This window comes from Actinoplanes oryzae (assembly GCF_030757795.1).
Lineage (GTDB): Bacteria > Actinomycetota > Actinomycetes > Mycobacteriales > Micromonosporaceae > Actinoplanes.
In genome coordinates this window covers 1-23,364 of the sequence record NZ_JAUQWH010000144.1, presented here as the reverse complement: position 1 = coordinate 23,364, position 23,364 = coordinate 1, and the positions used below count along the sequence as shown (strand labels likewise).

Here is a 23,364-nt window from a genome sequence, read left to right as displayed (position 1 = left end):
GGTCGGCGATCGTCTCCTCCAGGCTGGCGGCGATGGCCGCGAAGTGCTGCTCGTCCCGGGCGATCAGCCCCGGCTGCGCCTTGGCGGCGAGCCGCCCGGGCAGGTCGAACGCGGTGATGGTCGGCATGGCACAAATCCCCCATTTGGCCAGGAAACTGGCTTCGACCGTGCATTGTGCGCCCCCACCCGGGTCTTGCGGCAAGACCCCCGGTGCGATATAGGTTAAAAAGGGCGAGGGAAGGCTTCATCGCCCGGCCGGCGTGCCGATGTCCGCTGGCATGTCTGATCATTCGTGGCGGCTGCCGCGCGGCGCTCGCCTGACCCCGGAGTCGTTCGAGGCCCGGCACGTCATCCTGCAGGCGCTGCTCTGGGCGCACCTGCCGGCGCTGCTGCTCCTGGGCCTGCTCGGCCCGCGCCCCGCCGCCGAGGCCGCGGTGGCCGTCGCGGTCATCGCCGTGCTCGCCGCCGCCGGCCGCGCCGCGAGCACCCCGGCCGCCCGGTCCGCGCTCACCAGCCTCGGCCTGATCAGCACCTCCTTCGCCGCGATCCAGCTGTCCGGCGGCATGACCGCCATGCACCTGCACCTGTTCGGCATCCTGGTCTTCGTCGCGCTCTACCAGCAGTGGGGGCCCCTGCTCGGCACGGTCGCCCTGGTGGTCGTCCACCACGGGGTGCTCGGGCTGATCGAGCCGCAGCTCGTCTTCGGCGAGCACCTGCACACCACGGCGATGCTGGTCGGCATGGTGGCGCTGCACGCGGGCTGCGTGGCGCTGGAGGTCGCCGGGATCCTGGTCTTCTGGCACTTCGCCGAGGTCTCCGAGCGCGAGGCCCGCCTCCGGTCCGACGAGGCCGGCCGGGCCCGCCAGCAGCAGGCCGACGCCGAGCGGCAGGCGCAGCTGCGCGAGGCCGAGGGAGCCCGGACCCTGGCCGAGCGCAACGCCGGCCGGTCCCGCCAGATCGCTGCGGACGCGGCCACGGTCGCCGGCGGGGCCCGGGAGGCGATCGCCGCGGTCGCCGCCGTGGACGCCGAGCTGGCCGCCCTCACCGCCGCCGTGCACGCCATCGCCGACCGCTCCGCGCACGCGGCGGGCATCGCGGCCACCGGCGAGCAGGCCGCGCAGGAGGCCGCCCGGCGCATCGACAGCCTGGAACGGTCGGTCACCGAGATCGCCGAGGTCAACGGCATCATCGCCCAGCTCGCGGGGCAGACCAACCTGCTCTCCCTCAACGCCACGATTGAGGCGGCCCGGGCCGGCGACCTGGGCAAGGGCTTCGCCGTCGTGGCCGGCGAGGTCAAGAAGCTGGCCACCGAGACGGCCGAGTCGGCCGGCCGCGTCGGCACGGTCGTGGACGCGATCGTGGCGCAGACCGGCGCCGTGGCGGGCGGCTTCGCCTCCACGGCCGCCACCGTGTCGGAGATCAGCCAGGTCCAGGTGGACATCGCCGCGTCGGTCGAGGAGCAGGCCGCCGTGCTGGGCGAGGTGACCCGGCAGCTGGCGGCCGCGTCGCAGGCCGCGCGGGCGGTCCTCACCGGCCTGGACGAGCTGACCGCGCACGCCTCGCTGTAGTCCTCCCCGGCTCGCCGGGGTGCCCCAGGCGGTCATGCCGTGATCTCCGGCCTTCCTGCCATGGTCTTCCCCAGGCGCTCCGGCCGTCCTGGCCATGGTCTCCCCGGGCGCTCCGGCCGTCCTGCCATGGTCTTCCCGGGCGGGCCCCGGTAACCTGCGTCGATGACCGACGTCAGCCACGTACGCGTCTCGGACGCCGATCGGAACGGCGTGATCGCCCGACTGCAGGACGCGACGGCCGAGGGACGCCTGAGCCTGGACGAGCTGGACGAGCGCATCGCGACGGCGCTGGCCGCCCGCACCTGGGCCGACCTCGATCCGCTGGTGGGCGACCTGCCCGCCGAGCCGGAGCCGGCGGCCGCCCTCGCCGAGCCCGAGGACGACGAGGAGCCGGCGCCGCCCCTCGCCCTGGTCGGCGCGATGCTCACGCTCCTGATCGGCGGGCTGGCCGTGCCGGTGAGCTTCGGCTCCGCGTGGGGTCCCGCGATGGGCATCGTCGCGACGCTGCTCGGCGTGCTCGTGCTGCTGGCGCCGGGCGAGCTGCGCCCCGCCGGCCGGTGGGCGGTCGTCCTCGGCATGGGCTTCGGCCTGATGCCCGTCTTCTTCTTCATCGCGATCTTCCTGGCCGGCGCCTGACCTTCGCCACGGGCTCCTCCTGGCCGACCGGCGTCTGGCGTCACTCGTAGATCTGGCCCAGGACGGCCAGGGCGCAGAGGTCCGCCCAGGTCAGCTCGGTCCGGTTGGCCAGGGCGCCGGGGTGGGCGAGCCCCGCTTCCACATAGCTGGCCGGGTGGAAGTTGTACCACCACTCCCCCGTGGCCCGGACCGCCCCGGCCGGCCGCGGGATGCGGGTGCCCAGGCTCGCGTACGCGCCGAGGTCCTGCAGGTCGGCGAGGTCGGCCAGCTGGGAGAGCAGCAGCGCGCGCCAGTCCGCGTACGAGACCTCGTCGTTCTCCGGATAGGCGGCGCGGCGCCACGACGGGGGCAGGGCGGGCGGCTCGGCGGTGGCGGCGGCCGCGTACAGGGCGGCGACGGTGTCCAGGTCGAGCGACGGGCACGCGGCGAGGGGGCCGGCGGCGTGCAGGAGGGCGCGCAGGTAGGTCTCGAGCGGCCGGCCGGCCTTCTCCGCGCGCTCCACATCGGCGCGCATCCGCTCGGCGAGCGCGGCGGCGGTGGCGCACGCCGGACCGGGTGGCCCCGGCGGCCCCTCGACGGGAAACACCCGGCCGGTGGCGGCGGCCCGGACGAGCGCGGCAGCCAGTGCCTCGATGCGGTCCTCGGACGACATGTGTTCACTCTATGGCGTCACGCGAGACCATTCCGTGTCGGAGGAGAGCGGGAAGCTCGGGTAGGACGGCTGGTTGTAGGTCGTCTGCTGCCGGGCGACCTCGGCGCGGTACTGCGGGTCGTGCATCAGCGTGACCACCTTGTGCGTCGTGACCTCCGTGCTCACGTAGACGCGGACGGCCGTGCTGTCGGCCGTGCGGACGAGCAGCTCCTCCCGCCAGTCGCCGATGACGTCGGCGACCAGGCCGGGGTTGCCCTTCGTGCCGTTGTTGGTGCGGGTGCCCTCGGCGACCAGCAGGGTGCCCCGCCGCCAGTCGGTGATCGTGGGCGTGACGTCGCCGGCGCCGTCGACGATCTGGGTGGTGAGGTCGGCGGCCCAGCGGATGCTCTGATTCGTCCCTGGAATCGGTCCCGGCACGACCTCGCCGCGGGCCGTGTGGATGCCCAGCGCCTCGGAGCCGCCCGGCATGCTCGCCCACGACTCGAGGCCCCGCTCCTCCGGCAGCACGTCCCCGATCATGCCGCGGCCCGTGTCGCGCCCGGAGTAGGCGCCGAAGAGGACCTCGCCCGTGGCGGCGTCGCGCATGGCCATCCCGTACGGGGCCATGGTCGCGTTCTCGTGCACGGTGAAGATCTCCAGCCCGGGCCGGTCGGGGTCGATGTCCGTGACGTGCATGGCGTCGCCGTGGCCCAGGCGGACCCGTTGCCCCGGGGCGGCGCTCCCCTCCGGCAGCACGCCGAAGGACGAGTAGAGCAGGCTGCCGTCGTCGTCGATCGTGGCGGCACCGTAGACGATCTCCTGGCGCCCGTCGCCGTCCACGTCCGCGGCGCTGAGCGAGTGGAAGCCCTGCGTGGTGAGTGTGGCGAACTCCGGGTCGGTGCCGTCGCGCCCGTGCGGGCTGTCGTTGAACGGGTTGGTCATCGGCACCCAGCCGCTGTCGACCGACCAGGTCCGGGTGAGCCGGCGCCCGTCCCAGCCGTAGGCGGCCAGCGTCGACCGGGTGTAGTAGCCCCGGGCGAAGATCGCGGACGGCCGCCGCCCGTCGAGATAGGCGACGCCGGACAGGAACCGGTCGACCCGGTTGGCGGGCTCGATGCGCGGCATCGCGTAGTCGCCCCACATGAGTCCGTCGTCGTGCCGCCCGGGTTCGTAGCGGATCGTCTGCAACTCGCGGCCGGTGGCGCCCCGGAACACGGTCAGATATTCCGGGCCGTCGACGATGAATCCCTCGAACGCGCGCAGATTGTTCCGGGAACTGCGGGACGGCGCGTACACGTCGAGGAAATAGTCCGCGAGCGCTTCGGCGTCGGCCCGCTGCAACGGGTACGCGTACCGCGGCTCGATGCCGAACGCCTGTTCCAGCGTCGCGGGCCAGCGGCCGGCCACCACCTCGGGATGCCGGTGCCAGCCCTGGAACATGGCCACGACGTGCTCGTGATATCCGGCGGCGCTCAGGCGATAGTCGTCGGTGTGCGCGTACCCGGCCCGGACGTCCTCGCGCGGCATGGTGACGAATCGCCCCGAGCCGTCGCGCGTGCCCGGAGCCGTTTTCATCATGACCTCGGCCCGGCCGTCGCCGTCGAAGTCGTACACCAGGAATTGCGTGTAATGCGCCCCGGCCCGGATGTTGACGCCGAGGTCGATGCGCCAGAGAAGGGTGCCGTCGAGCTCGTACGCGTCGACATACACCTGTCCCGTGTAGCCGACCTGTGACACATCCTTGGAATTCGACGGATCCCACTTCACGACATACTCGTACTGCCCGTCGCCGTCCACGTCCCCGACGCTCATGTCGTTGGCCGAATAGGTGTACGCCTCCCCGGCCGGCGTCACCCCGCCGGCCGGCTTGCGCAACGGCAGGTCGTAGTGGCCGCCACTCCAAGCGTGGACAACCTCCCCGCCGCCGCCCTCCGCCCCGCGATCGCTGCTCACCGAGTAGCCGTTCCCCCGGCCGCCGTCACCCGTGACGAGGGCTTCCTCCCCGCCGTCACCCGTGACGGGAGCCTCCTCGCCGCCGCCACCCGTGACGGAAGCCTGCACCCCGCCGTCATTCGTGACGGAAGCCTGCACCCCGCCGTCATTCGTGACGGAAGCCTCCACCCCGCCGTCATTCGTGACAGGGGCCTCCTCCACGTCGTTTCCATTCCCGGGGCGAGATTCCTCCCCGTTACCGCCGGCCTGTTCGACGCGGTATCCGGCCGTGGCGGAGGCGCCCTTGTCCAGATAGTTCGTGCTGTCGGTAACCGTCGCTATACGCCGCCCGTCGCGATAGACGTGAAAGGCGGCACTGGTCAGGCCCGTCGCCGAGGAGCCGGTGACCTCGTGGCGCAGCAGTCGCCAGCTCAGGAAGTTGCCCTCGCTGGTGGACGCCACGACCAGGCCGCGATCGAGCCGTTCCAGCTGTGCCCGGTCCCGGTGTTCCCGCTGTTCCGGACCGGTTCCAGCGTGTTCCAGCACGGGCGCCGCAGCGCCGGTGGTGGCGAGCAGGACGGCCAGCGCGGCGGCAAGTGTCTTCATGGTCCGGCTTCCGTTTCGCGGGTCAGCACCAGGTGAGGGTGGAGTTGGTGCGGGTCACGTTGCTGATGGTGTTGGTGCTGCCCGTGCACGGGCTCCAGGTGATGTCGGTGTTGCTGACTGACAAGTTCTGGAAGCGGATCCCGGACGACGGCGGGAACTCGGCGCGCGCCGCGATGCGCAGCTCGCCACCGCCGCTGATGGTGCCGGAGACGCCGGCGATCGTGATGTTGGAACAGTTCTCGATCAGCACCGAGTTGTTGCCTGTGTTCGCGATGTCGACCCGGTCGACGGTCGCGCCGCCGCTCTCCGAGACACAGAAGATGCCACGGCCGCCACCGCGCGCCCGAACCGTGCCCACCTTGATGTTCTGCGGATAAGCGTCGCCGACCCGCCCGTTGCGATTGGCCATCCGGAACGCCGCATAACCGGTTCCCGTGCCCGCGTTCTCGGCATCGACAGCGCCGACCGTGGCGTTGATCGTCTGGTTCAGCAGCAGACCCGACTCGCCGACGTTGCGAGCGGTCACCGTACCGACCGTGATGCCGTCCACGCCGTAGGTCTCCATCGCGTGCGAGCTCGCGCCCTGCACGTACACGGAATCGACCCGCACGTTGCGCGTCCACTGACTCGTGTCGCCCCGGTTGTCGATCCGCACGCCGAGCCCCGCCCCGAGCCGCATGTCGATCTGCCCGAGCCACACATTGGTCACGTTGCGCAGGAAGATGCCGTAAACCGGAGTGCCCGTCACATTCAGGTAAGGCACTTCGATGTTGCTGACACCGCGCCCGTAGACCGGTGCATAGTCACCGCTGCCGGAACCGGTCACATTGATCGTTCCGCAGACCGACAGCGAGGTGTAGCTGGCCAGCGAGATCCGGCTGCCCGCGCCCATCGAACCGTTGCCCCGCACCACCACCCGCTGCATGCTCGTCCGCCCCGCCGTCAGGCTTCCGATCCCCGCCTGCACCGCCGCCCGGAAGTCCGAGCCGCTGTAGACGGCGGCTCCCGAACTGTTCCGCGCGGTCCACGTGCTCCCGCTGACGGTCACCTCCGACTGATACGTGCCCGCCCCGCAAGCGTCCGCGGCTTCCGCTAGTGGGAAAACGGTTCCCGCACCGGCCGCAGCAGTGCCGGAGGCCGCGCCGGCAACAGCGGTCACCACAAGCGCGACGAACGTGGCAGCAATGCGAGCGCCGGCAACACACTTAGCGGCGACGAGCGCACCGACAGCGGTGGCGCGGCGAGCAACGGCGACAACGCGGGCAACGCGGGCAACGCGGGCAACGCGGGCAACGGCAACGGCAACGAGAGCGACGGCGGCGACGCGGACTATGGGAGTGCGAGCGGGCGCGGCAACGCGGGCAGCGTTGGTGGCGCGGAGGTCGGCGGCTACCCGAGAGAGGGCAGCGCGGGTTGAGTCGGCGGGGGCGGGCCGGTGCGACCGCGGGCCGGGCGGGGTCATGCGATCACCTCTTCAGGGGACGACGGGGTTCAGAGCTTGCCGGCGCCCGCGCCGGACTGGACGAGGGCGGGCACGGCTGACGGGGCGTCGAGACTGTAGGAGTACCAGGCCGACGGCTCCGCCACGGTGCCGCCCGCCTCGCACGGGCCGGAACTACTGAAAGCGTTTCCGCGCTGTACCAGGCGGCCCGGGGCACTGTCGGCGTAGCCGCTCACCGAGAAGCACGGATACGGGACACCGGAGAAATTGTTGCCCTCCACGAGCACGCCACCGTTCATTGTGGACGCGACGCCGTAGAGCTCGTTGCCGCGGAACCAGTTGTTGTAGACGTGGACCGGCTCGCCGAACCGGACCCGGGGGTGACGCTGGCGGGAGCCGTCGAACCAGTTGTGATGGATGCTCACCTTGAGGTGCCCGACGTCGGTGGACGCGGCGCCGTCGGAGTGGCCGATCAGCATGCTCTTGTCCGTGCCGGCGAAATGGTTCCAGGACACGGTCACATAGTCGGCGCCGCGGACGATGTCGACCGATCCGTCCACCGGCCGGACGAACGTGTTGTGGTCGATCCAGATGTGGTGCGACTCCTGCCCGACGTTGATGGCGTCGTCCTCCGCGTCGGTGAACGTCAGGTTCCGCACGATGACGTTCGACGAACGGTAGAAGTCGAATCCGCCGCCCGTGACGACCGCGTTCGCGCCGAGGCCGACGATCGTCTTGTTCGGGCGTACCCCCTGCTTGCTGGTGATCGCGATCGTCCCGCTCACCTGGATGATCAGCGGACCCACGGTGTCGATCGCGGCGAGCAGCTCGTCGGTGGTGCCGGCCGTCACGGTGGCCCCGCCCGCCCCGCCCGTGGTGCCGCCCAGCCCGAGCGCCGCCACGGAAGCGAAGCCGTCAGGCACGGAAGCAGCAGCGAAGGCACTGCGCACCGCCCCGGAAGCGGAGCCGCCGACCGCCCCGAAGGCGGAGCCGCCGACCGCCCCGGAAGCGGAGCCACCAACCGGCCCGGAATCGGAGCCGCCGAATGGCCCGGAAGCGGAGCCGCCGGTCGGCCCGAGGGACACAGGGGCAGCCGCGAAGGCCTGGTGCGGCACGGCGAGCAACGCCCCCACCAGCACCGGTACGGTCAGGATCCCGCGCATGTCATGCCCCCTTCGCATCGTCACCGACCGTAGGCATTGCCATCGATGACAGTCAATGGATGGGGATGTGCAGGAAATTTGCAGGGCGGGCCGCCCCCCGGAGGAAGGACTTCCGGCCCCGGTGGGACAAAACGGCGGGAAGGTCACCTGACCACTCACCACCCCCCGGCGATCCCGGGTGGCAGGATGGGCGAAGCGCACACACAGGGGTGTTTCATGACGCAGTCGTTCGCTGCACGCCGGCACGACGCCGGTGACGGGGTGGCTCATCTCGTGGTCGTCGGCGAGATCGACACGGAGACCAGTGACGTCCTGGTGACTCTGATAGCCAGCGCCGCGGGCCGGCCTGGCACCGTCGAACTGGTCGTCGACCTGACCAGGGTGGGCTTCCTCGACGCCGCGGGAGTGCGGGCCCTGCTCCGCGGCGCCGACACTGCCGCCCGGCACGGAGTCGGCTACCGGCTGGCCAACCCGGGCGAGGCGGTGCGGCGGGTGCTGGAGGTGGCCGGCGCGACCCAGCAGGTGCCCGTCGTCGAGCTGTTTCCCGAGGCCGCGCCGGCGCGCGGCCGCCCGGAGGAGCGGGCGCCGTTTGTGGTGCGGCCGGGCGGGTAGCCAGCGGGCTGCCGGTCGTACGGCGACCGGCGCAGCCGCGGCCCCCGGAAAGGCGGAGTGATCATGGAACCCATCGGCGACCCCGACGACGACACGGGCGACTTCGCGGAGGAGCACGAGTCGACCGAGGTGACGGACGAGCCGGACGATCCCGAGCCGGAGAGCCCCGAGCGCTGGACCGGCGGCCTGGACCGCGAAGGCCCGCCGTAGCCCCGGCCGGGGCACACCGCCGAAGCCGGCCCGGCGCGGAACGTGAATCCGCCACACTCGTCCCCCTGGTCACCAGTCCCGGCGACCCGGGCCGCGCGGCGCCGGGCGGTGCTTAACCTGAGGCCATGCCGTTTGTGCCAGCCCGCGACGGCCGGAAGAACCGCAGCTCATCCGGCCGGGCCCCCGCCGTCCCCACCAGCCTCGACGACATGCACGGCCACCGTGTCGGCGTCCTGGAGCTCCCGCACCGCATGGCGCCGGGGCACCGGAGCCGCCGCCGGTTCGATCTCGATGATCCGGCGCAGCTGCGGCTCGCCTATCAGTCGGTGCTCTGTGAGGCCGCCGACTGCTGCGAGATCAACGATCTGCTGAATCCGGCCACCCTGCGCCGGGTCTGGCGCAGCCTGCACCTGCCCGGCAAGGTGCGCGCCGCCTGGGAGTCGCGGCACCCGGACCTGGGTGACGGCGCGGCGCGGGCGACGGCCGGGCGCGGCAACGGGATCTTCCCCGAGGACGTGGTCGCGGCCCGGATGGGCGGCGACCGCCTCCGGCGCGGCTGCGTGCCCGCGACCACGGCCAAGATCACCGGCCGCCAGATGATCGCCGCCCGCACCAACTCGGCCCGCTGACAGAGCACGGGGCCGAAGCGCGTCCCAGCCCGATCAGACGGATGCCCCGCCCGCTCCCACCGGCCGCAGATGCGCCTCGACCCGCCGGGTGAGCTGGGCCGACGCCCGCCGGGGTGAGCTGGATCGACGCCGGCCGGGTGGGCTGGGTCGACGCCCGTCGGGTGAGCTCGGTCGACCCGGACCGCGGTCCTGAGTCAGGTGACGGCGTGGCCGTACTCGGCGGCGAGCGGGCCCAGGTCCGGCTCCCCGTAGCGGCGGACCATGGCGGCGAAGGCCTCGGCCTTGTCCGGCCCGAAGCGCGCGACCGCCCGGGCGTACGACGCGGCGGAGACGAAGACCGGCGGGGTCGTCTTGCTGTGGAACTTGTCGGCGTACATGACGAGGCGCTCCTCCTCGGTCCTGGCCACATAGTCGCCGGGCGGGAGCGGCAGCCGCTGCGCCGCGATGTCGGCGCGGGTGATGCCCACGCCGGTGTGGCACGAGCAGAAGCGGCACAGCTCCTCGGGCAGGCCGGCGGAGCGCAGCAGCTCGTGACCGAGTAGCCCGTGCCGGATGTAGTGCTCCCCGGCGAGGCGGTAGACGCCGATGTCGTGCACCAACGCCCCGGCCCGGACCAGCGCGGGATCGACGCCGGCAGGGCGGACGGCAGGATCGGCGCCGGCAGGGCGGAGGGCGGGATCGGCGCCGGCGGGTGCAAGGACGGGATCGGCGAGCAGCTGCGCCGCGATCCGGGCCACGATCTCGCAATGCGTCCACACCACGGCGAAGGCCGCCGGGCTCGGCGCGAACCGCTCGTGCAGGGCCCGGATCTCGTCGTCGGAGGGGAGGTCCACTATGCGCCCCCGAAGGCGCGCTCGGCGAAGCGACCACCGATCCGCAGATGAGCGGCCGCGCCGGGGTGCAGGCGGTCGGCCAGCGGCAGCTCGTCGTGGTCGCGCTCGCCGTAGAGGTCGAGGCCGTCGACGTAGGACAGCTGCGGATCGTCGCGCTGCGCGACGATGCGGGCCAGCTCGTCGCGGATGATCCGCAGGGTGAGCCTGCCGGGCTCAGGAACGCCGGCGGCCCGGAACTTCAGCTCGCCGGCGCGCAGGGCATCGAGGTCGAAGGCGCCCGGGCCTGGCGTATCCTCGAAGATCGGGCAGAGCAGCGGCGAGATCACCACCAGCGGCGTCGCCGGGTGCCCGTCGCGGATCGTGTCGAGGAAGCCGTGCACCGCGGGGACGAAGGCGCGCAGCCGCATCACGTCGGTGTTGACGAGGTTGATGCCGATCTCGGCGCTGATCAGGTCGGCGGGGGCGTCCCGCATCGTGCGCGCGGTGAACGGGTCGAGCAGGGCGCTCCCGCCGAAGCCCAGGTTGATCAGCTCCCAGCCACGCGCGGCGGCGGCGACGGCGGGCCATGTCCCGGACGGGCCGGCGGCGTCGGAGCCCTGGCTGATCGAGCTGCCGTGGTGCAGCCACACCGGGCGGCCCGGGTCCGGGGCGGGCTCGACCGGGGCGTCCGTGCGCAGCCCGATCAGCTCGGTCGTCTCGTTGTGCGGCAGCCAGATCTCGACCGTCTTCGGCCCGCCGGGCAGCCCGGCGAAGGAGACGGTGCCGGGGCCGCCGTCGACCCGGGAGGACGCGCCGGTGGCCAGGTCGATGCGGATGACATCGCCCCCGGCGACGTGCCCGTGCGCGATCAGGCGCCCGTCGGCGAGCAGGTCGTAGCGGCCCTCCGGACGGGCCGGCAATCCCGTGAAGACCCGCTTGGTGGGTACGGTCTCCAGCTCGACCGTCGTGGCGCGGGTGCGGAAGACCACCCGTACGCCGGAGGGCTGCGCCTCGACCATGGCCAGCTGCGGGTCCGGGGTCTGCGCCCGGGCCCAGGCGGGCAACCGGTGCGGCAGCAGGCCGCGTGCGGTGGGTTCCAGTTCCAGAGCCCCGCGTACGAGCTCCGGGGTGATCGGCGTCAGGTGCATGTCAGACCGGCCAGTGGTGGAGGAGGGCGTCCAGCGCGTCGAGCGCGCGGGACCAGGACTGTCGTGAGTCGGGCGCACTGTGCTCGAAGCCGCCGGACAGCTCCAGGCTCGCGTAGCCGTGGAACGCCGCGCCGAGCAGCCGCACGGCATGCACCTGCTCCGCCTCCGGCAGCTCGTAGCCGCGCAGCACCGCTCGCAGCAGCTCGGTGTGCCGCGGGCCCGCGCTGGCGGCCGCCGTCGCGGAGTCGAAGCGCTGGCGGGTGGCGTCGTAGCGACCGGGGTGCTCGCGGGCGTAGTCACGGTAGACATCCGCCAGCGCGACCAGCGCGTCCTTGCCCGCCCGCCCGGCGACCGCGGTGGCACCCCGGTCGGCGAGCTCGGCGAGCGCCAGCAGACCCACCCGGGTGCGGAGGTCCTGCGAGCCGCGCACGTGGGCGTAGAGGCTCGGCACCTTGACGCCGAAGTGGCGGGCCAGCGCCGACACGGTCAGCGCCTCGAACCCGCCCTGGTCGGCCAGGTCGGCGGCAGCGCGCACCACGCGCTCTGTCGTCAACCCGGCCCGCACCATGCCAGCCATTATGCAGTTGCCTAAACCTTTTAGGCAAGTCAGACCTGGCTGGCGCCCCCGTCCACGTAGATCTCGGCGCCGGTCATGTAGCTGCTCGACCCCGAGGCGAGGAACAGCACCGCGTCGGCAATCTCCTCCGGCGTGCCGAGCCGGTCCATCGGCACCCCCGACGCGAGCCCCTTGAGCAGCTGCTCGGCCGCCTCGGCGTCGGGCGCGAGGCCGCTGAGCCCCGGCGTCCCGATCGGACCGGGGGCGATGCTGTTGACCCGGACGCCCCGGCCGACCAGCTCCGCCGCCCAGCTGCGCGTGAAGGACCGCAGCGCCGCCTTGCTCGCGGCGTAGACGCTGAACGAGCCGGCGCCCTTCACGTCGATGTTGGAGCTGGTCAGGATCACCGATGCGCCGCGGTTGAGCAGCGGCAGCGCCTTCTGCACGGTGAAGAGGGTGCCGCCGACGTTGGTGTTGAACGTGTCGGCGTAGTGCTGCCACGTGATGCTCTCCAGGGCGGCGAACTCCCCGCCGCCGGCGTTGGCGAAGAGCACGTCCAGCCCCTGCCCGCGCTCCTGGATCTGCGCGTACACGCGGTCCAGGTCGTCGAGGCTCGCCACGTCGGCGCGGATGCCGGCCGCGTTCACCCCGATGCCCGCCACCGCGGCGTCGAGGGCCTCCTGGCGGCGGCCGGTCACGAAGACGTACGCCCCCTCGGCCGCCAGCCGCCGCGCCGCGGCCAGGCCGATGCCCGCCGTACCCCCGGTGACCAGGGCCGTCTTGCCGTCGAGCTGTCCCATGATGCGCTCCCTATTTCTGTATCGCTCGGTACGCAAAGGAACGCTACTCGCGGCCCGCGCATTTCTGTACTGTGCGGTAAAGTGATCACGGTCACAGGCGGCAACCGGCCGCCGGGGCCAGGCGTCAATCCGCGACACTGATCGGCCGGCCCCGCTGCGGCGGGGGGAAGGACAGGACCTTGCCGGAATTCGAGGACTTCTACCGCGCCTCCTCGGCCCGGGTGCTCGGCCATCTGTACGTGATGACGGGCAACCGCGCCGAGGCGGAGGACGCGGTCGCCGAGGCCTACGCCCGCGCGTGGCAGCGCTGGAGCTCGGTGTCGCTGGCCGACAGCCCCGAGGCCTGGGTACGCCGGGTCGCCTCCCGCATCGCCATCAGCGGCTGGCGCAAGGCGGTCACCCGGCTGCGCGCCCACCACCGCGACGCCGCCGACCTGGTCCTGGACGGCCTCAGCCCCGATCACGTCGCCCTCATGACGGCCCTGCGCGGCATCCCGGCCGTGCAGCGCCGCGACATCGTGCTGCACCACCTGGCCGGGCTCTCCGTGGCCGAGATCGCCGCCGAGACCGGCACCCCGAGCGGCACCGTGAAGGCCCGCCTGTCCCGCGGCCGCAAGGCCCTAGCCGCCCTGCTCGACGACGCCGGCTACGACGAAGGACGTGTGACCCGTGCCCGAGCCTGACCTGCACCACGACCTCGCCGCGATCGCCGCGCACGGCAGCCGCGTCCTCCGGCCCCGCCCGGTCGCCGACGTCGTCCGCCGCGGCCGGCAGCGGCGCCGCCACCAGCGCATCGCCGCGACCACCGGCCTGGCCGCCGTGGTCCTCGGCATCGCCGGCGGCACGGTCCTGCTCACCGGCGACCGGCCCGGGACGGTCGCCCCGGCCGCTCCGCCCGCCGTCAGCCCTGTTCCCAGCCCCAGTCCGCTGCCGGCCGACGTGCTCAGCGGGAGCAAGGCGGTGACCCTGCGCACGAGCGACGGCGCCCCGGTCGTCGCCGGCTATGACGACGACGACCGCGTGATCGTCCAGGAGGTGGAGGGCAAGGACCAGGACCGGCGCGACCGCTGGCTGCTGCGCCCGGCCGCCGGCGAACAGATCCAGCTCGTCCAGGCCACCAAGCGCCCGGGCGGCGAGGTCTGCGCGGCCGAGGAGGACCGCGCCCTGCGCGTCCGCCTCTGCGACGCCGGCGACGAGCACCAGCGGTTCACGCTCGTCCCCGTGCTCCACCTCGAGCCCGGCCGCACGCCCGACCCCGAGGCCGACCGGACGGATTCCTACCTGCTGCGGCGCGGGTCGGCCACCGTGACCCGCGACGCGGACGACGGCCTGGTCACCGGGGGCGGCACGGTGGTCATCCTCACCGTCGGCTGACCGTCGCCCGGGCCGGGCGTTCAGACGTCGCTTCTGTCCTCGGGATAGGTGGCGCCGCCGTGGGACTCGCTGGACAGGGGGCGGGCGCCGCCCTCGGGCGGGCCGGCCTCGGTCTGGGCGCCGGCGGCGAGCTCGGGGAAGCGGGCGTCGAAGGCGGGACGCTCCGAGCGGATGCGCGGCATGCGGTCGAAGTTGCGCAGCGGCGGCGGGCAGGAGGTGGCCCACTCGAGGGAGTTGCCGTGGCCCCACGGGTCGCCGACGGTGACCAGGGTGCCGAGGCGGTAGGACTTCCAGACGTTGTAGAGGAAGAACAGCGTGGACAGGCCGAGGACGAACGAGCCGACGGTCGAGATCATGTTGAGGGTCGTGAAGCCGTCGTCGGGCAGGTAGTCCGCGTAGCGGCGCGGCATGCCCTCGGCGCCGAGCCAGTGCTGGACCAGGAACGTCGCGTGGAAGCCGACGAACGTGAGCCAGAAGTGGATCTTCCCGATCCGGTCGTCGAGCATCCGGCCGGTCATCTTGGGGAACCAGAAGTAGATCCCCGAGAACACCGCGAAGACGATCGTGCCGAAGAGCACGTAGTGGAAGTGGGCGACGACGAAGTAGCTGTCGTGCACGTGGAAGTCGATCGGGGGCGCCGCGAGCAGGACGCCGCTCAGGCCGCCGAGCAGGAACGTGACCATGAAGCCGAGCGCGAACAGCATCGGCGTCTCGAAGCTGAGCTGGCCACGCCACATCGTGCCGATCCACACGAAGAACTTCATGCCGGTCGGTACGGCGATCAGGAAGCTGAGCAGGCTGAAGAACGGCAGCAGCACCCGGCCCGTGCCGAACATGTGATGCGCCCAGACGGTGAACGACAGGGCGGTGATGAGCAGCGTCGCGGCGACCAGTCCCTTGTAGCCGAAGACGGGCTTGCGGCTGAACACCGGGATGACCTCGGTGATGATGCCGAAGAACGGCAGCGCGACGATGTAGACCTCGGGGTGGCCGAAGAACCAGAACAGGTGCTGCCACAGCAGCGGCCCGTTGGTGTCGACGTCGAAGACGTGCGCCCCGAGCACCCGGTCGGCGGCCAGGGCGAAGAGGGCCGCCGCCAGGAACGGGAAGACGGTGATCACCAGGACCATCGTCAGCAGGATGTTCCAGGTGAAGATCGGCATGCGGAACATCGTCATGCCCGGCGCGCGCAGCGTCAGGATCGTCGTGATGATGTTGACGCCGCCGAGGATGGTGCCGAGGCCGGAGATGGCCAGGCCGACGACCCACATGTTGCCGCCCACGCCCGGGGTGTGCGTCGAGTCGCTCAGCGGGGTGTAGGCGGTCCAGCCGAAGTCGGCGGGACCGCCCGGGACGAGGAAGCCGCCCAGGGCGATCGAGCCGCCGAAGAGATACAACCAGTACGCGAACGAGTTGAGCCGGGGGAACGCCACGTCCGGCGCCCCGATCTGCAGCGGGATGATGTAGTTGGCGAAGGCGAACACGATCGGGGTGGCGAAGAGCAGCAGCATGATCGTGCCGTGCATGGTGAACAGCATGTTGTACTGCTCGGGCGAGAGCATCTGCATGCCCGGCCGGGCCAGCTCGGCGCGCATGATCAGCGCCATCAGACCGCCGATCAGGAAGAACCCGAAGGACGTCGTCAGGTACATCAACCCGATCTGCTTCGCGTCCGTGGTGCGCAGCGTGCGAGCCAGCGCCGAGCCGCGCACCTGACGGCGCACCGGCCAGGGTCGCGTCTGCACGGGGCGGGGCGTGGTCGCCGTCATGGTGAGCCTCCACGGGGGATCTTGGCGCCGGACGCCGGCGCCTACCCCGTTCCGGACACCGTAACCGCTATTCGCTCAATTTATCGAGATCGATCTTGGTGGCGTCCGCCGGAGCGCTGATCCCGGCCCCGGTCGTCACCTCGACGCGCACGGCCGACCGCCCGGTGGCGCCCTCGACGAACTGGAGGATGTCCACTTCGGCGGCCGTGAGCTCGCCGTCGTGGATCCACAGGTCGATCACGACCGGCTTGTCCCGCGGCGCCTTCTCCCCGGCGAGCTCCTTGCCGGCCTGCGGGCTCACCGCGCCGAGGAGCCGCTGCAGCTCCGCGTACGCCTTCCCGGTCGACGACGTGACGATCAGGTGCTCCTCGTCGGCGCCGTCGCGGGTGACCTGCGCGCCCTCGAGCAGGTTCGTGGCGCTCGTCCGCACCTCGGCGAGCGTCCGGGCGGCGTCCGGATCCCCGGCGGGCACGCCGGCGGCCGGCGCGTCGGCTTCGAGCAGCCCGGCGGCCAGCAGGCAGGCTCATGCTGCCCTCCCGGGTCAACCGGTGGTCACCCGGTAGACGGCGCCGGCGAGGTCGTCGCTCACGTAGAGGGCCTGGTCCGGACCCTCGACGGCCATCACCGGACGCCCCCAGCGCGAGCCGTCCTCCAGCTGGAACCCGGTGAGCACCGTCTGCTGCGGCCCGACCGCACCGGCACGCCAGGCGAAGAACGAGACCTCCGGCGGGCGCGGCGGCTTGCGGTTCCACGAGCCGTGTACGCCCACCAGCGCGCCCAGCCCGTACGACCCGGCCGTGCCGAAGCTGAGCCCGAGCGGCGCCGAGTGCGCGCCCATCCCCTGCTCGACCGTCGGCAGGGCGCCGCAGTCCAGCTTGGCGCCGTCGGGGTTGAGCTGCACGTCCCGCACGAAGGCCCGGCCGTGGTCGGGATCGGGATTGCAGTACGGCCAGCCGAGGTCCCGCCCCTCGGTCAGCTTGGCGAGCGGCTCGAGCGGGTGGTCGTTGACGTACTCGGTGCGGACCTCGCCGTTCTCGTCGGCGATGTTGTCGCGGTTGTTCACGGCCGTCCACACAGCGCCGCCGGGGTCGACGGCGAGCCCGGTGCCGTTGCGGACGCCGCGCGCGAAGGTGCTCGTCGACCCGTCGTCGCCGACGCGCAGGATCGTGGCGCGCTCGGGCGTCGCCTCCCGGTCCTCGGCGGAGACGTTGCCGGTCGAGCCGACGGAGACGTACACCGTGCCGTCCTTGCCGACGGTCACGCTCTTGAGCGCGTGGGCGTAGGCACCGCGCAGCTCGGGGCTCTTGTCGTCGGGCAGGCCGGCGGCGACGACCCGCTTGCCCGACAACGCCCCGGCGCGGTAGGTGAAGCGGTCGACCTGATCGCTCTCGGCCACGTAGAGGGTGTCGCCGGCGAAGGCGAGCCCGTGCGGCTGGTTGAGCCCGCTCACCAGCGTGCGCTGCGTGGGGGCGGCGGCGCCGGGGACCAGCTCGACGACGTCGCCGGACTTGGGGCGCGAGACCAGCAGCGTGCTGGCCGGGGTCCAGGCGAGCAGGCGGGCGGCGGGGACACGGGCCCACACGGTGACCGTCCAGCCGGGCGGCGCCTGCAGCTCACGCGGCTGATCGAAGGGCGCCGCGTCCGTGCCACCGAGGGTTCGGACGGCGGTGGCGGCGAGCGGCCGGTCACCGGCGGGCGAGGGCACCGGGCCGGACGCGGCGCCGCCCGCGGAGCATCCGGCCAGGAGGAGGGCCGACGCCACGCTCAGAGCTGATCTCATGCGGCATTTGTACCCGCCCCGGGCGCCGGCGCACCTGGCAAAGCCGCCGCACAGAAATCGATCATGGCCGGTTGACTTTGTAATGAGCCGGTGACAGCGTTGTCATCGTTCCGTATCATCGAGGAGTTTGCATGCTCGATCGTTTCCCGGTCCGCCGGGCCGGAGCCGCCGCCGCGACCACTGTGGTCGTGGCCGGGCTCGTCCTGGCCGCCTCGTCCCCGGCGGACGCCACCCGGCGCACCGCCCGCGACAACAACGTGATCTCCGGCAACGCCCGCTTCGAGGTTCTCTCCCCCACGCTGATCCGCACCGAGTACGGCGACCGGCTCGATGCGTCCACCTTCAACGTCATCGGGCGCGACGACTTCGCGCCGGTGAAGTTCAGCAAGCGCGTCGACCACGGCTGGCTCACCATCGACACCGGCGCGGCGACGCTGCGCTACAAGGTCGGCTCCGGGTCGTTCACGAAGGACAACCTCACCGTTCAGCTTCGCACCGGCAAGCAGACCGTGCAGGCCGCGCCGTGGGAGGGTCACACCACGCCGGATTGTGCCGTCGGCGCGCTCTGCGAGGCCGAGGAGCTCGCCCTAGCCGGTCCGGGCGTGGCCACCGACCACGCCGGCTACACGGGCGCGGGCTTCACCGCCGGCTACTCGGCGACGGGCGACAAGGCGACCTTCGCCGCCACACCCGCCACGGCCGGGGCGTACCAGCTCAGCGTCCGTTACGCCAACAGCACGGGCGGCGACGGCCAGAACGTCACGCGCACCCTGTCCGTCTCCGTGGACGGCGGCGCGGCGCAGACCCTGAGCCTGCCGACCACGGCGAACTGGGACACCTGGGCGCTCGCCTCGGTGCCGCTGCAGCTCACGGCCGGGCGCCACGAGATCAGCATCGTGCGCGGGGCGGCCGACACCGGCAACGTCAACATCGACAGCGTCGCGCTCGTGCAGCCCGGCGGCGCCTTCCCGGCGCCGACGCCGGCCACGGCACAGCCCTGTGCGTACGGGCAGGTGTGCGAGGCGGAAGGCGGCACCCTGACCGGGGGCGCGGCCACCGCGGCCGACCACAACGGCTACTCCGGCGAGGGCTTCGTCGCCAAGCTGGAGAGCGCCGGCGCCACGACCGCGGTCACCGTGACCGGGGTGCCGAAGCGGGGGACGTACCAGCTGCAGCTGCGCTATGCCAACGGCCAGGCCGGCGCACAGCCCGTCCAGTCGCGGACCATCGCGGTGACCGCGGGCGGCAGGACCACCACCGCGACGCTCGCACCGACGAGCGGCTGGGACTACTGGCGTACGGTCGCCACGCCCGTCACCCTGAACGCCGGCACCAACACGGTGTCGCTGGGCTGCACCGCCGACGTCACCTGCAACGTCAACCTCGACACGGTCGCCGTCACCGCCGCGAACGCGTCCCTGCTCGCCCCGCACGCCCCGCTCGGCGGCTACCGGCGCGGCCTCGACGGCGTGAACGGCGCCGCGCTCACCGAGCCCGGCCTGCTCCACCAGGACGGCTGGACGCTGCTCGACGACTCCGCGTCGGCGCTCTACGACCAGCGCACGGGCACGACCACGCCGCGGACCAAGGCGGCCCAGGACGGCTACGTCTTCGCGTACGGGCAGAACTACAACCGCGCCCTCCAGGAACTCTCGACCCTGACCGGGCCGACGAAGCTGCTGCCGAAGTGGGCGTACGGCGTCTGGTACTCCGAGTACTACGACCGCACCGACGCCGAGTTCAAGCGGATCGTGCAGAAGTTCCAGCAGGAGGGTGTCCCGCTGGACGTCCTCGTCGTCGACACCGACTTCAAGTCGCCGGACCGGTGGAACGGCTGGGAGTTCGACGCGACGCGCTTCCCCGACCCGCAGGGCTTCGTCGACTGGCTGCACCGGCAGGGGCTGCGGACCAGCTTCAACATCCACCCGAGCATCCTGGGCTCCGACCCGCACTTCGCGCAGGCGCAGGCGACGGCCAAGGGCAAGCTGCAGCGTACGGGCTGCAACAGCGGCGCCGACTGCTACACGTTCGACTTCGGCGACCCCGACCAGCTCAAGGCGTACTTCCAGCTGCACGACGCGATGGGCGCCCAGCCCGACTTCTGGTGGCTCGACTGGTGCTGCGACAGCTCCACCTCCACGCGGGCCGGCGTGACCGGCGACTCGTGGATCAACCAGCAGTACGCGAAGCGGGACGGGTTCGCCTTCTCCCGGGCGTACGGGTCGCTGCAGGCCGGTGGCTACGGCAACCCGACCGCGGTGCCGACCGGCCCGTGGGCCGACAAGCGCAACACCCTGCACTTCACCGGCGACACCTCGTCCACCTGGGAGTCGCTGCAGTTCCAGGTCGGCTACACCCCGGGTGAGGGCGCCGCGACCGGGCTCGCCGCGGTCAGCCACGACATCGGCGGCCACACCGGCGGTCTCTCGACCGCGAAGGGCGCCGAGCCGGACAGCACCAAGCTGCCCGACGACCTGTACGCCCGATGGGTCCAGCTGGGCACCTTCCAGCCCATCGACCGGCTGCACTCCAACCACAGCGACCGTCTCCCGTGGCAGTACGGACCCGCCGCCGACGCGTCGGCCACGAAGTTCCTGAAGCTGCGCGAGAAGCTGCTGCCGTACACCTACAAGGCCGCCGCCGAGGCGACCCGGACCGGCACGCCGATCACCCGCCCGCTGTACCTCGCCTACCCCGGCGAGCAGGAGGCGTACGCCACCGCCGGCGCCGAGTACCTCTACGGCCCCGACCTGCTCGTCGCCCCGGTCACCACGCCGGGCACGAGCGCCACCACCACGGTCTGGTTCCCGCCGGGCACCACCTGGAAGGACGTCTTCACCGGCCGCACCTACCGCGGCGGCACGACGGCCTCCGTCACCACCACCCTGGACACCATGCCGGTGTTCCTCCGCGCCGGCGCCGCGAACCCGCTGCGCTGACGCCCCACCCGCAGTACGGGCCCGTCCGGACCACTCCGGGCGGGCCCGTCGTTTCGGTAACCCAGATCTCAGCAGCCGGCGAGCCGCCCGGGGCTCGCGACGGTCTGCCAGTCGCCGGGCGTGCGGTGAAGGTCGAGGCGGTACGTCTGGAAGCCGCCGGGGTGTTCACCCCGGACGTACACGCCGGTCACCTCGCTCCCGTGCAGGTGCCTCCCCGAGCGGTGACCACGTCAGGAGCACCGCCGGGACGCGTAGCTTACTTCGCGTAACAACGCGGACAAGATCTTGCCGAGCGCCGCCTCCGGGTTGTCACGCACAGTGCGGCCGGTCAGACAATTTCCGAGCCGGATGAGCTGCGGCTACGGGCCCTCAACGGCGGTCGATCACCATTATCGATCTTGAATGCAGAAAAACGTAACGCCGATCACGCTCATCGTCCCGCGTGTTCCTCGGGAATTGATCTTATCGCGCGATTCACAATAAGGCCGACGACACGACGCCGTGCCGTGGCTTTCCCCTTCACCTTCGGCGTCAACCTGCGACTCGAAGGCGGACGAGGCGTCCATGAGCAGAAACGACCCGGCGCCGCGCGGGCCGGACGTCGGCAGCCGGGGCCGGGGAGCCCCCGCGCGCCCGGCCGCCGCCCGGATGGGCGATCACGTCGACCCGGACGTCAAGGCGCTGGCCACCAGCGTGCACACCCTGGTCCTGCGGCGGTTTCCCACGCGACCATGGAGGCAGTTGACGGCACTGCTGGACGCTGCCGAGCGCGATGCCCTCGGCGGCGGCGACGACCGCCGGATCTGCCGGTACATGTCTGCCCAGTTCGGCGCCCGGGCCCGGCGCGGACCCGGCGCGGCGATGATCCGCGTCGTGCTGCGTGTTTGTCTGCAGAGCCTCGACAGCGAGCAGGAGCGCGAGGCGACGCGCGCGGAGATCCTGCGGCTGTTCGCGGTGGTCACCGGGGGGCAGTGGGACGCCGGGTCGACGCCGCAGCCGCTCGCCGAGTCCGGAACCACCACGTTGGAACCAGCCGACAATGCTCGGCTGCTGGCCGACAATACGCAGCTGCGCGCCGATCTCGAGGCCGCGCAGCTGCGGATCAAGGCGCTGGAGGCGCTGCTGGCCGCCACGCCGGCACGCGTGCGCCCGGTGGGCATCAACGCCGGGGAGGAGCGCAGCACGGCTCTGGTACGCCCGTACACCCGCGCCCACGAGCAGCGCACCAGCGCGCCCGCTGTGCATCAGGAGCCGCCCGGCGACGAGACGACGCAGGAAGTACCGGGCACACCGCTGCTGCCGGGGCCGCCCTACCGGGTGAGCAACTCGCCACGGTTCCCGGCGTTGCGCCCGGTGCCGCAATACCCGGCGAATCTGGACGTCGCCGCGCCGCACGTGCCCGCGACGCCGCGGATTCCGCGGCCGAGGGCCGTCGGGCGGGCGCCCGTCCCGGCAGCATCGAGAATCCCATGGCTTCCGCCCGGCGCCCTGCCGACCGGCTCCCTGCCGACCGGCTCCCTGCCGACCGGCTCCCTGCCCACCGGTGACGCCGCCGTCACGGACATCCTGCCGTGGCCGCTGGTCGGCGTCCGGCAGCTCGGGGCGCAGGAACGCGAGCGCGCCGAGGTGCGGCGGCTGGCCCGGCTGCGGGCGGCGCACCTGCTGCGCGAGGTGTGGGCAGATCAGTGGGCGGATCTGCCCGACGACGAGATGCCGCCGGATCGCTGCGGCTACGCGCAGATCCCCCTGCTCCTGACCGCCTGCGGCCTGGCCGCGCTCATCTCCACCATCCCGTCGCTGCTGGCCTGAACATCTCCTGGCCGCTGCGGCGGGGCTGATCGCGTTCCGCGCCGGCGCGGCGCCTCCCGGGCTTTGTCGGTCGGCCCCGGCACGGCAGACAACCACGCCGGCAGACATGTGTCGGGGTCCCCACAGCAGCACCGGAGGACCCCGACCTGCGGCACTTCCTTCGCGGGGAAGTGCTGCTCACCATTCGTCCCGTCGGCTTGTCGGCGAACCGATGTCACCGCCCGGGCCGCGGTCACCAGGTCACCGCGATCCAGGATGGGCTCTGTCCCATGGAACCTGCCCCGCCGGTGAGAAGCAACGGGTGTACGCCACCGGACAGGTTGGTCACCGCGATGGTGACCAACCTCGGATTGGTCCTTTGGTCTCGACGAGCCGGTGACCAACCCGAACGGGCCATTTGTCTGCGGGAATTGTCTGCGAGGCCACCCTTGGTCACGTTTCGAGGGACCAACTCTTTTCCTTTTCCGCGGACCTTCCGCAGGCATACGACTAGTGCCAGAATCGACCGCGGGTTTCGGCCGGTCGATTCACCACGGGCGTTCGCGGCGTTCGGAATCGACGCGCAATCGGCTGAGCCCTGTTCACCATTCGTCACCGAGGAGGGCGGTCCCGGCAGGTCTGCGGGGCCTCCCTTCCGTAACCCACGGTAAGGAAACCTTGATGTCTGACGAAGACCAGCCCGATCCTCAACCCCGGCGCCGGCGCGGCCCGGTCGTGGTGCTGATCATCATCCTGGTGCTGGCGATGCTCTACTCCCTGGCGCTGCTGTGGCTGGAGGTGCCGCCCGAGTTCACCATCGCGGTGCTCGTCGCGGTCGCCACGGTCACCATCCGGCTGTGCCGGTCGCTGAGCACCGACCGCGACGACGCGCCCTCCGGCCGGGGCAGGTGAGCGCGATGGGACGACCGGAGAAGCCCATCCCCGATCACCGGCCGATGAAGGCCGTCGC

General features: G+C 72.2%; 21 protein-coding genes. 10 read left to right on the top strand and 11 right to left on the bottom strand.

Annotated features, from left to right (window positions below):
- The first annotated feature begins 278 nt into the window (after nt 1-278).
- Both RBH18_RS33555 and RBH18_RS33550 read left to right on the top strand, forming a co-directional pair.
- On the top strand, nt 279-1,568 hold the full coding sequence (locus tag RBH18_RS33555) for a methyl-accepting chemotaxis protein (protein ID WP_306214497.1): 1,290 nt from the start codon (nt 279-281) through the stop codon (nt 1,566-1,568).
- Nucleotides 1,569-1,730: 162 nt separating this feature from the next.
- Nucleotides 1,731-2,204 carry a DUF1707 SHOCT-like domain-containing protein gene (locus tag RBH18_RS33550; protein ID WP_306214496.1) on the top strand — a complete coding sequence of 158 codons (474 nt, stop codon included), beginning with the start codon at nt 1,731-1,733 and terminating at the stop codon, nt 2,202-2,204.
- Nucleotides 2,205-2,244: 40 nt separating this feature from the next.
- Here RBH18_RS33550 and RBH18_RS33545 read toward each other — a convergent pair whose 3' ends face one another.
- The 4 genes from RBH18_RS33545 to RBH18_RS33530 all read right to left on the bottom strand — a co-directional run bounded on the left by RBH18_RS33545 (nt 2,245) and on the right by RBH18_RS33530 (nt 7,977).
- Nucleotides 2,245-2,856, bottom strand: a complete 612-nt coding sequence (locus RBH18_RS33545; protein WP_306214495.1) for a hypothetical protein — start codon at nt 2,854-2,856, stop codon at nt 2,245-2,247.
- Nucleotides 2,857-2,865: 9 nt separating this feature from the next.
- Nucleotides 2,866-5,373 (bottom strand): rhamnogalacturonan lyase, encoded by a 2,508-nt coding sequence (locus tag RBH18_RS33540; protein WP_306214494.1) that lies wholly within the window; start codon nt 5,371-5,373, stop codon nt 2,866-2,868.
- A gap of 22 nt (nt 5,374-5,395) precedes the next feature.
- Nucleotides 5,396-6,421, bottom strand: a complete 1,026-nt coding sequence (locus RBH18_RS33535) for a hypothetical protein (protein ID WP_306214493.1) — start codon at nt 6,419-6,421, stop codon at nt 5,396-5,398.
- 443 nt (nt 6,422-6,864) lie between these two features.
- Entirely contained in the window at nt 6,865-7,977 is a 1,113-nt protein-coding gene (locus tag RBH18_RS33530; protein ID WP_306214492.1) for a pectate lyase family protein, read from the bottom strand.
- 216 nt (nt 7,978-8,193) lie between these two features.
- Between RBH18_RS33530 and RBH18_RS33525 the strand changes: the two genes are divergently transcribed.
- The 3 genes from RBH18_RS33525 (at nt 8,194) to RBH18_RS33515 (ending at nt 9,428) form a co-directional block, all read left to right on the top strand.
- A complete protein-coding gene (locus RBH18_RS33525; RefSeq protein WP_306214491.1) occupies nt 8,194-8,589 on the top strand; it encodes an STAS domain-containing protein in 396 nt (131 codons plus the stop codon).
- A 63-nt stretch (nt 8,590-8,652) separates the two neighbouring features.
- Nucleotides 8,653-8,799, top strand: coding sequence for a hypothetical protein (locus RBH18_RS33520; RefSeq protein WP_306214490.1), 147 nt, complete (start codon nt 8,653-8,655; stop codon nt 8,797-8,799).
- Between the two features lie 125 nt (nt 8,800-8,924).
- Entirely contained in the window at nt 8,925-9,428 is a 504-nt protein-coding gene (locus RBH18_RS33515) for a hypothetical protein (RefSeq protein ID WP_306214489.1), read from the top strand.
- A gap of 194 nt (nt 9,429-9,622) precedes the next feature.
- Here the strand turns inward: RBH18_RS33515 and RBH18_RS33510 are convergent, their stop codons facing one another.
- Genes RBH18_RS33510 through RBH18_RS33495 form a run of 4 tightly spaced genes read right to left on the bottom strand, consistent with a single transcriptional unit; the run spans nt 9,623 to nt 12,744 of the window.
- Nucleotides 9,623-10,261, bottom strand: coding sequence for an HD domain-containing protein (locus RBH18_RS33510; protein WP_306214488.1), 639 nt, complete (start codon nt 10,259-10,261; stop codon nt 9,623-9,625).
- Nucleotides 10,261-11,388, bottom strand: coding sequence for a GDSL-type esterase/lipase family protein (locus tag RBH18_RS33505; RefSeq protein ID WP_306214487.1), 1,128 nt, complete (start codon nt 11,386-11,388; stop codon nt 10,261-10,263). Before RBH18_RS33505 ends, RBH18_RS33510 begins: the two co-directional genes overlap by 1 nt.
- 1 nt (nt 11,389) lies before the next feature.
- Nucleotides 11,390-11,941: a TetR/AcrR family transcriptional regulator gene (locus RBH18_RS33500; protein ID WP_306214486.1), complete on the bottom strand. Its 552-nt coding sequence runs from the start codon at nt 11,939-11,941 to the stop codon at nt 11,390-11,392.
- Between the two features lie 53 nt (nt 11,942-11,994).
- Nucleotides 11,995-12,744, bottom strand: coding sequence for an SDR family oxidoreductase (locus RBH18_RS33495; RefSeq protein WP_306214485.1), 750 nt, complete (start codon nt 12,742-12,744; stop codon nt 11,995-11,997).
- 179 nt (nt 12,745-12,923) lie between these two features.
- Between RBH18_RS33495 and RBH18_RS33490 the strand changes: the two genes are divergently transcribed.
- Entirely contained in the window at nt 12,924-13,427 is a 504-nt protein-coding gene (locus RBH18_RS33490) for a sigma-70 family RNA polymerase sigma factor (protein WP_306214484.1), read from the top strand.
- Nucleotides 13,414-14,118 (top strand): hypothetical protein, encoded by a 705-nt coding sequence (locus tag RBH18_RS33485; RefSeq protein ID WP_306214483.1) that lies wholly within the window; start codon nt 13,414-13,416, stop codon nt 14,116-14,118. The genes RBH18_RS33490 and RBH18_RS33485 overlap by 14 nt, the downstream gene beginning before the upstream one ends.
- Before the next feature lie 20 nt (nt 14,119-14,138).
- Here the strand turns inward: RBH18_RS33485 and ctaD are convergent, their stop codons facing one another.
- The 3 genes from ctaD to RBH18_RS33470 all read right to left on the bottom strand — a co-directional run bounded on the left by ctaD (nt 14,139) and on the right by RBH18_RS33470 (nt 17,667).
- Nucleotides 14,139-15,887, bottom strand: a complete 1,749-nt coding sequence (gene ctaD / locus RBH18_RS33480) for an aa3-type cytochrome oxidase subunit I (protein WP_306214482.1) — start codon at nt 15,885-15,887, stop codon at nt 14,139-14,141.
- Between the two features lie 67 nt (nt 15,888-15,954).
- Nucleotides 15,955-16,359: a hypothetical protein gene (locus tag RBH18_RS33475; protein ID WP_306214481.1), complete on the bottom strand. Its 405-nt coding sequence runs from the start codon at nt 16,357-16,359 to the stop codon at nt 15,955-15,957.
- 69 nt (nt 16,360-16,428) lie between these two features.
- The gene (locus tag RBH18_RS33470; protein WP_306214480.1) at nt 16,429-17,667 is read right to left on the bottom strand and encodes a PQQ-dependent sugar dehydrogenase; all 1,239 of its coding nucleotides are present in this window, start codon (nt 17,665-17,667) and stop codon (nt 16,429-16,431) included.
- Between the two features lie 131 nt (nt 17,668-17,798).
- Here RBH18_RS33470 and RBH18_RS33465 point away from each other — a divergent pair, with 131 nt between their 5' ends.
- From RBH18_RS33465 to RBH18_RS33455, 3 genes are all read left to right on the top strand, one after another.
- Nucleotides 17,799-20,606 (top strand): TIM-barrel domain-containing protein, encoded by a 2,808-nt coding sequence (locus RBH18_RS33465; protein WP_306214479.1) that lies wholly within the window; start codon nt 17,799-17,801, stop codon nt 20,604-20,606.
- Between the two features lie 564 nt (nt 20,607-21,170).
- Nucleotides 21,171-22,415: a hypothetical protein gene (locus tag RBH18_RS33460; RefSeq protein WP_306214478.1), complete on the top strand. Its 1,245-nt coding sequence runs from the start codon at nt 21,171-21,173 to the stop codon at nt 22,413-22,415.
- Between the two features lie 660 nt (nt 22,416-23,075).
- Nucleotides 23,076-23,306, top strand: coding sequence for a hypothetical protein (locus RBH18_RS33455; RefSeq protein ID WP_306214477.1), 231 nt, complete (start codon nt 23,076-23,078; stop codon nt 23,304-23,306).
- Nucleotides 23,307-23,364 lie beyond the last annotated feature (58 nt).

Excerpts from the sequence above, each read along its gene's own strand:
- RBH18_RS33470 (WP_306214480.1), bottom strand. The coding sequence starts at position 17,667 with ATGAGATCAGCTCTGAGCGTGGCGTCGGCCCTCCTCCTGGCCGGATGC.
- RBH18_RS33515 (WP_306214489.1), top strand. The coding sequence starts at position 8,925 with ATGCCGTTTGTGCCAGCCCGCGACGGCCGGAAGAACCGCAGCTCATCC.
- RBH18_RS33550 (WP_306214496.1), top strand. The coding sequence starts at position 1,731 with ATGACCGACGTCAGCCACGTACGCGTCTCGGACGCCGATCGGAACGGC.
- RBH18_RS33520 (WP_306214490.1), top strand. The coding sequence starts at position 8,653 with ATGGAACCCATCGGCGACCCCGACGACGACACGGGCGACTTCGCGGAG.
- RBH18_RS33530 (WP_306214492.1), bottom strand. The coding sequence starts at position 7,977 with ATGCGCGGGATCCTGACCGTACCGGTGCTGGTGGGGGCGTTGCTCGCC.
- RBH18_RS33525 (WP_306214491.1), top strand. The coding sequence starts at position 8,194 with ATGACGCAGTCGTTCGCTGCACGCCGGCACGACGCCGGTGACGGGGTG.
- RBH18_RS33460 (WP_306214478.1), top strand. The coding sequence starts at position 21,171 with ATGAGCAGAAACGACCCGGCGCCGCGCGGGCCGGACGTCGGCAGCCGG.
- RBH18_RS33495 (WP_306214485.1), bottom strand. The coding sequence starts at position 12,744 with ATGGGACAGCTCGACGGCAAGACGGCCCTGGTCACCGGGGGTACGGCG.
- RBH18_RS33545 (WP_306214495.1), bottom strand. The coding sequence starts at position 2,856 with ATGTCGTCCGAGGACCGCATCGAGGCACTGGCTGCCGCGCTCGTCCGG.
- RBH18_RS33465 (WP_306214479.1), top strand. The coding sequence starts at position 17,799 with ATGCTCGATCGTTTCCCGGTCCGCCGGGCCGGAGCCGCCGCCGCGACC.
- ctaD (WP_306214482.1), bottom strand. The coding sequence starts at position 15,887 with ATGACGGCGACCACGCCCCGCCCCGTGCAGACGCGACCCTGGCCGGTG.
- RBH18_RS33455 (WP_306214477.1), top strand. The coding sequence starts at position 23,076 with ATGTCTGACGAAGACCAGCCCGATCCTCAACCCCGGCGCCGGCGCGGC.
- RBH18_RS33505 (WP_306214487.1), bottom strand. The coding sequence starts at position 11,388 with ATGCACCTGACGCCGATCACCCCGGAGCTCGTACGCGGGGCTCTGGAA.
- RBH18_RS33555 (WP_306214497.1), top strand. The coding sequence starts at position 279 with ATGTCTGATCATTCGTGGCGGCTGCCGCGCGGCGCTCGCCTGACCCCG.
- RBH18_RS33540 (WP_306214494.1), bottom strand. The coding sequence starts at position 5,373 with ATGAAGACACTTGCCGCCGCGCTGGCCGTCCTGCTCGCCACCACCGGC.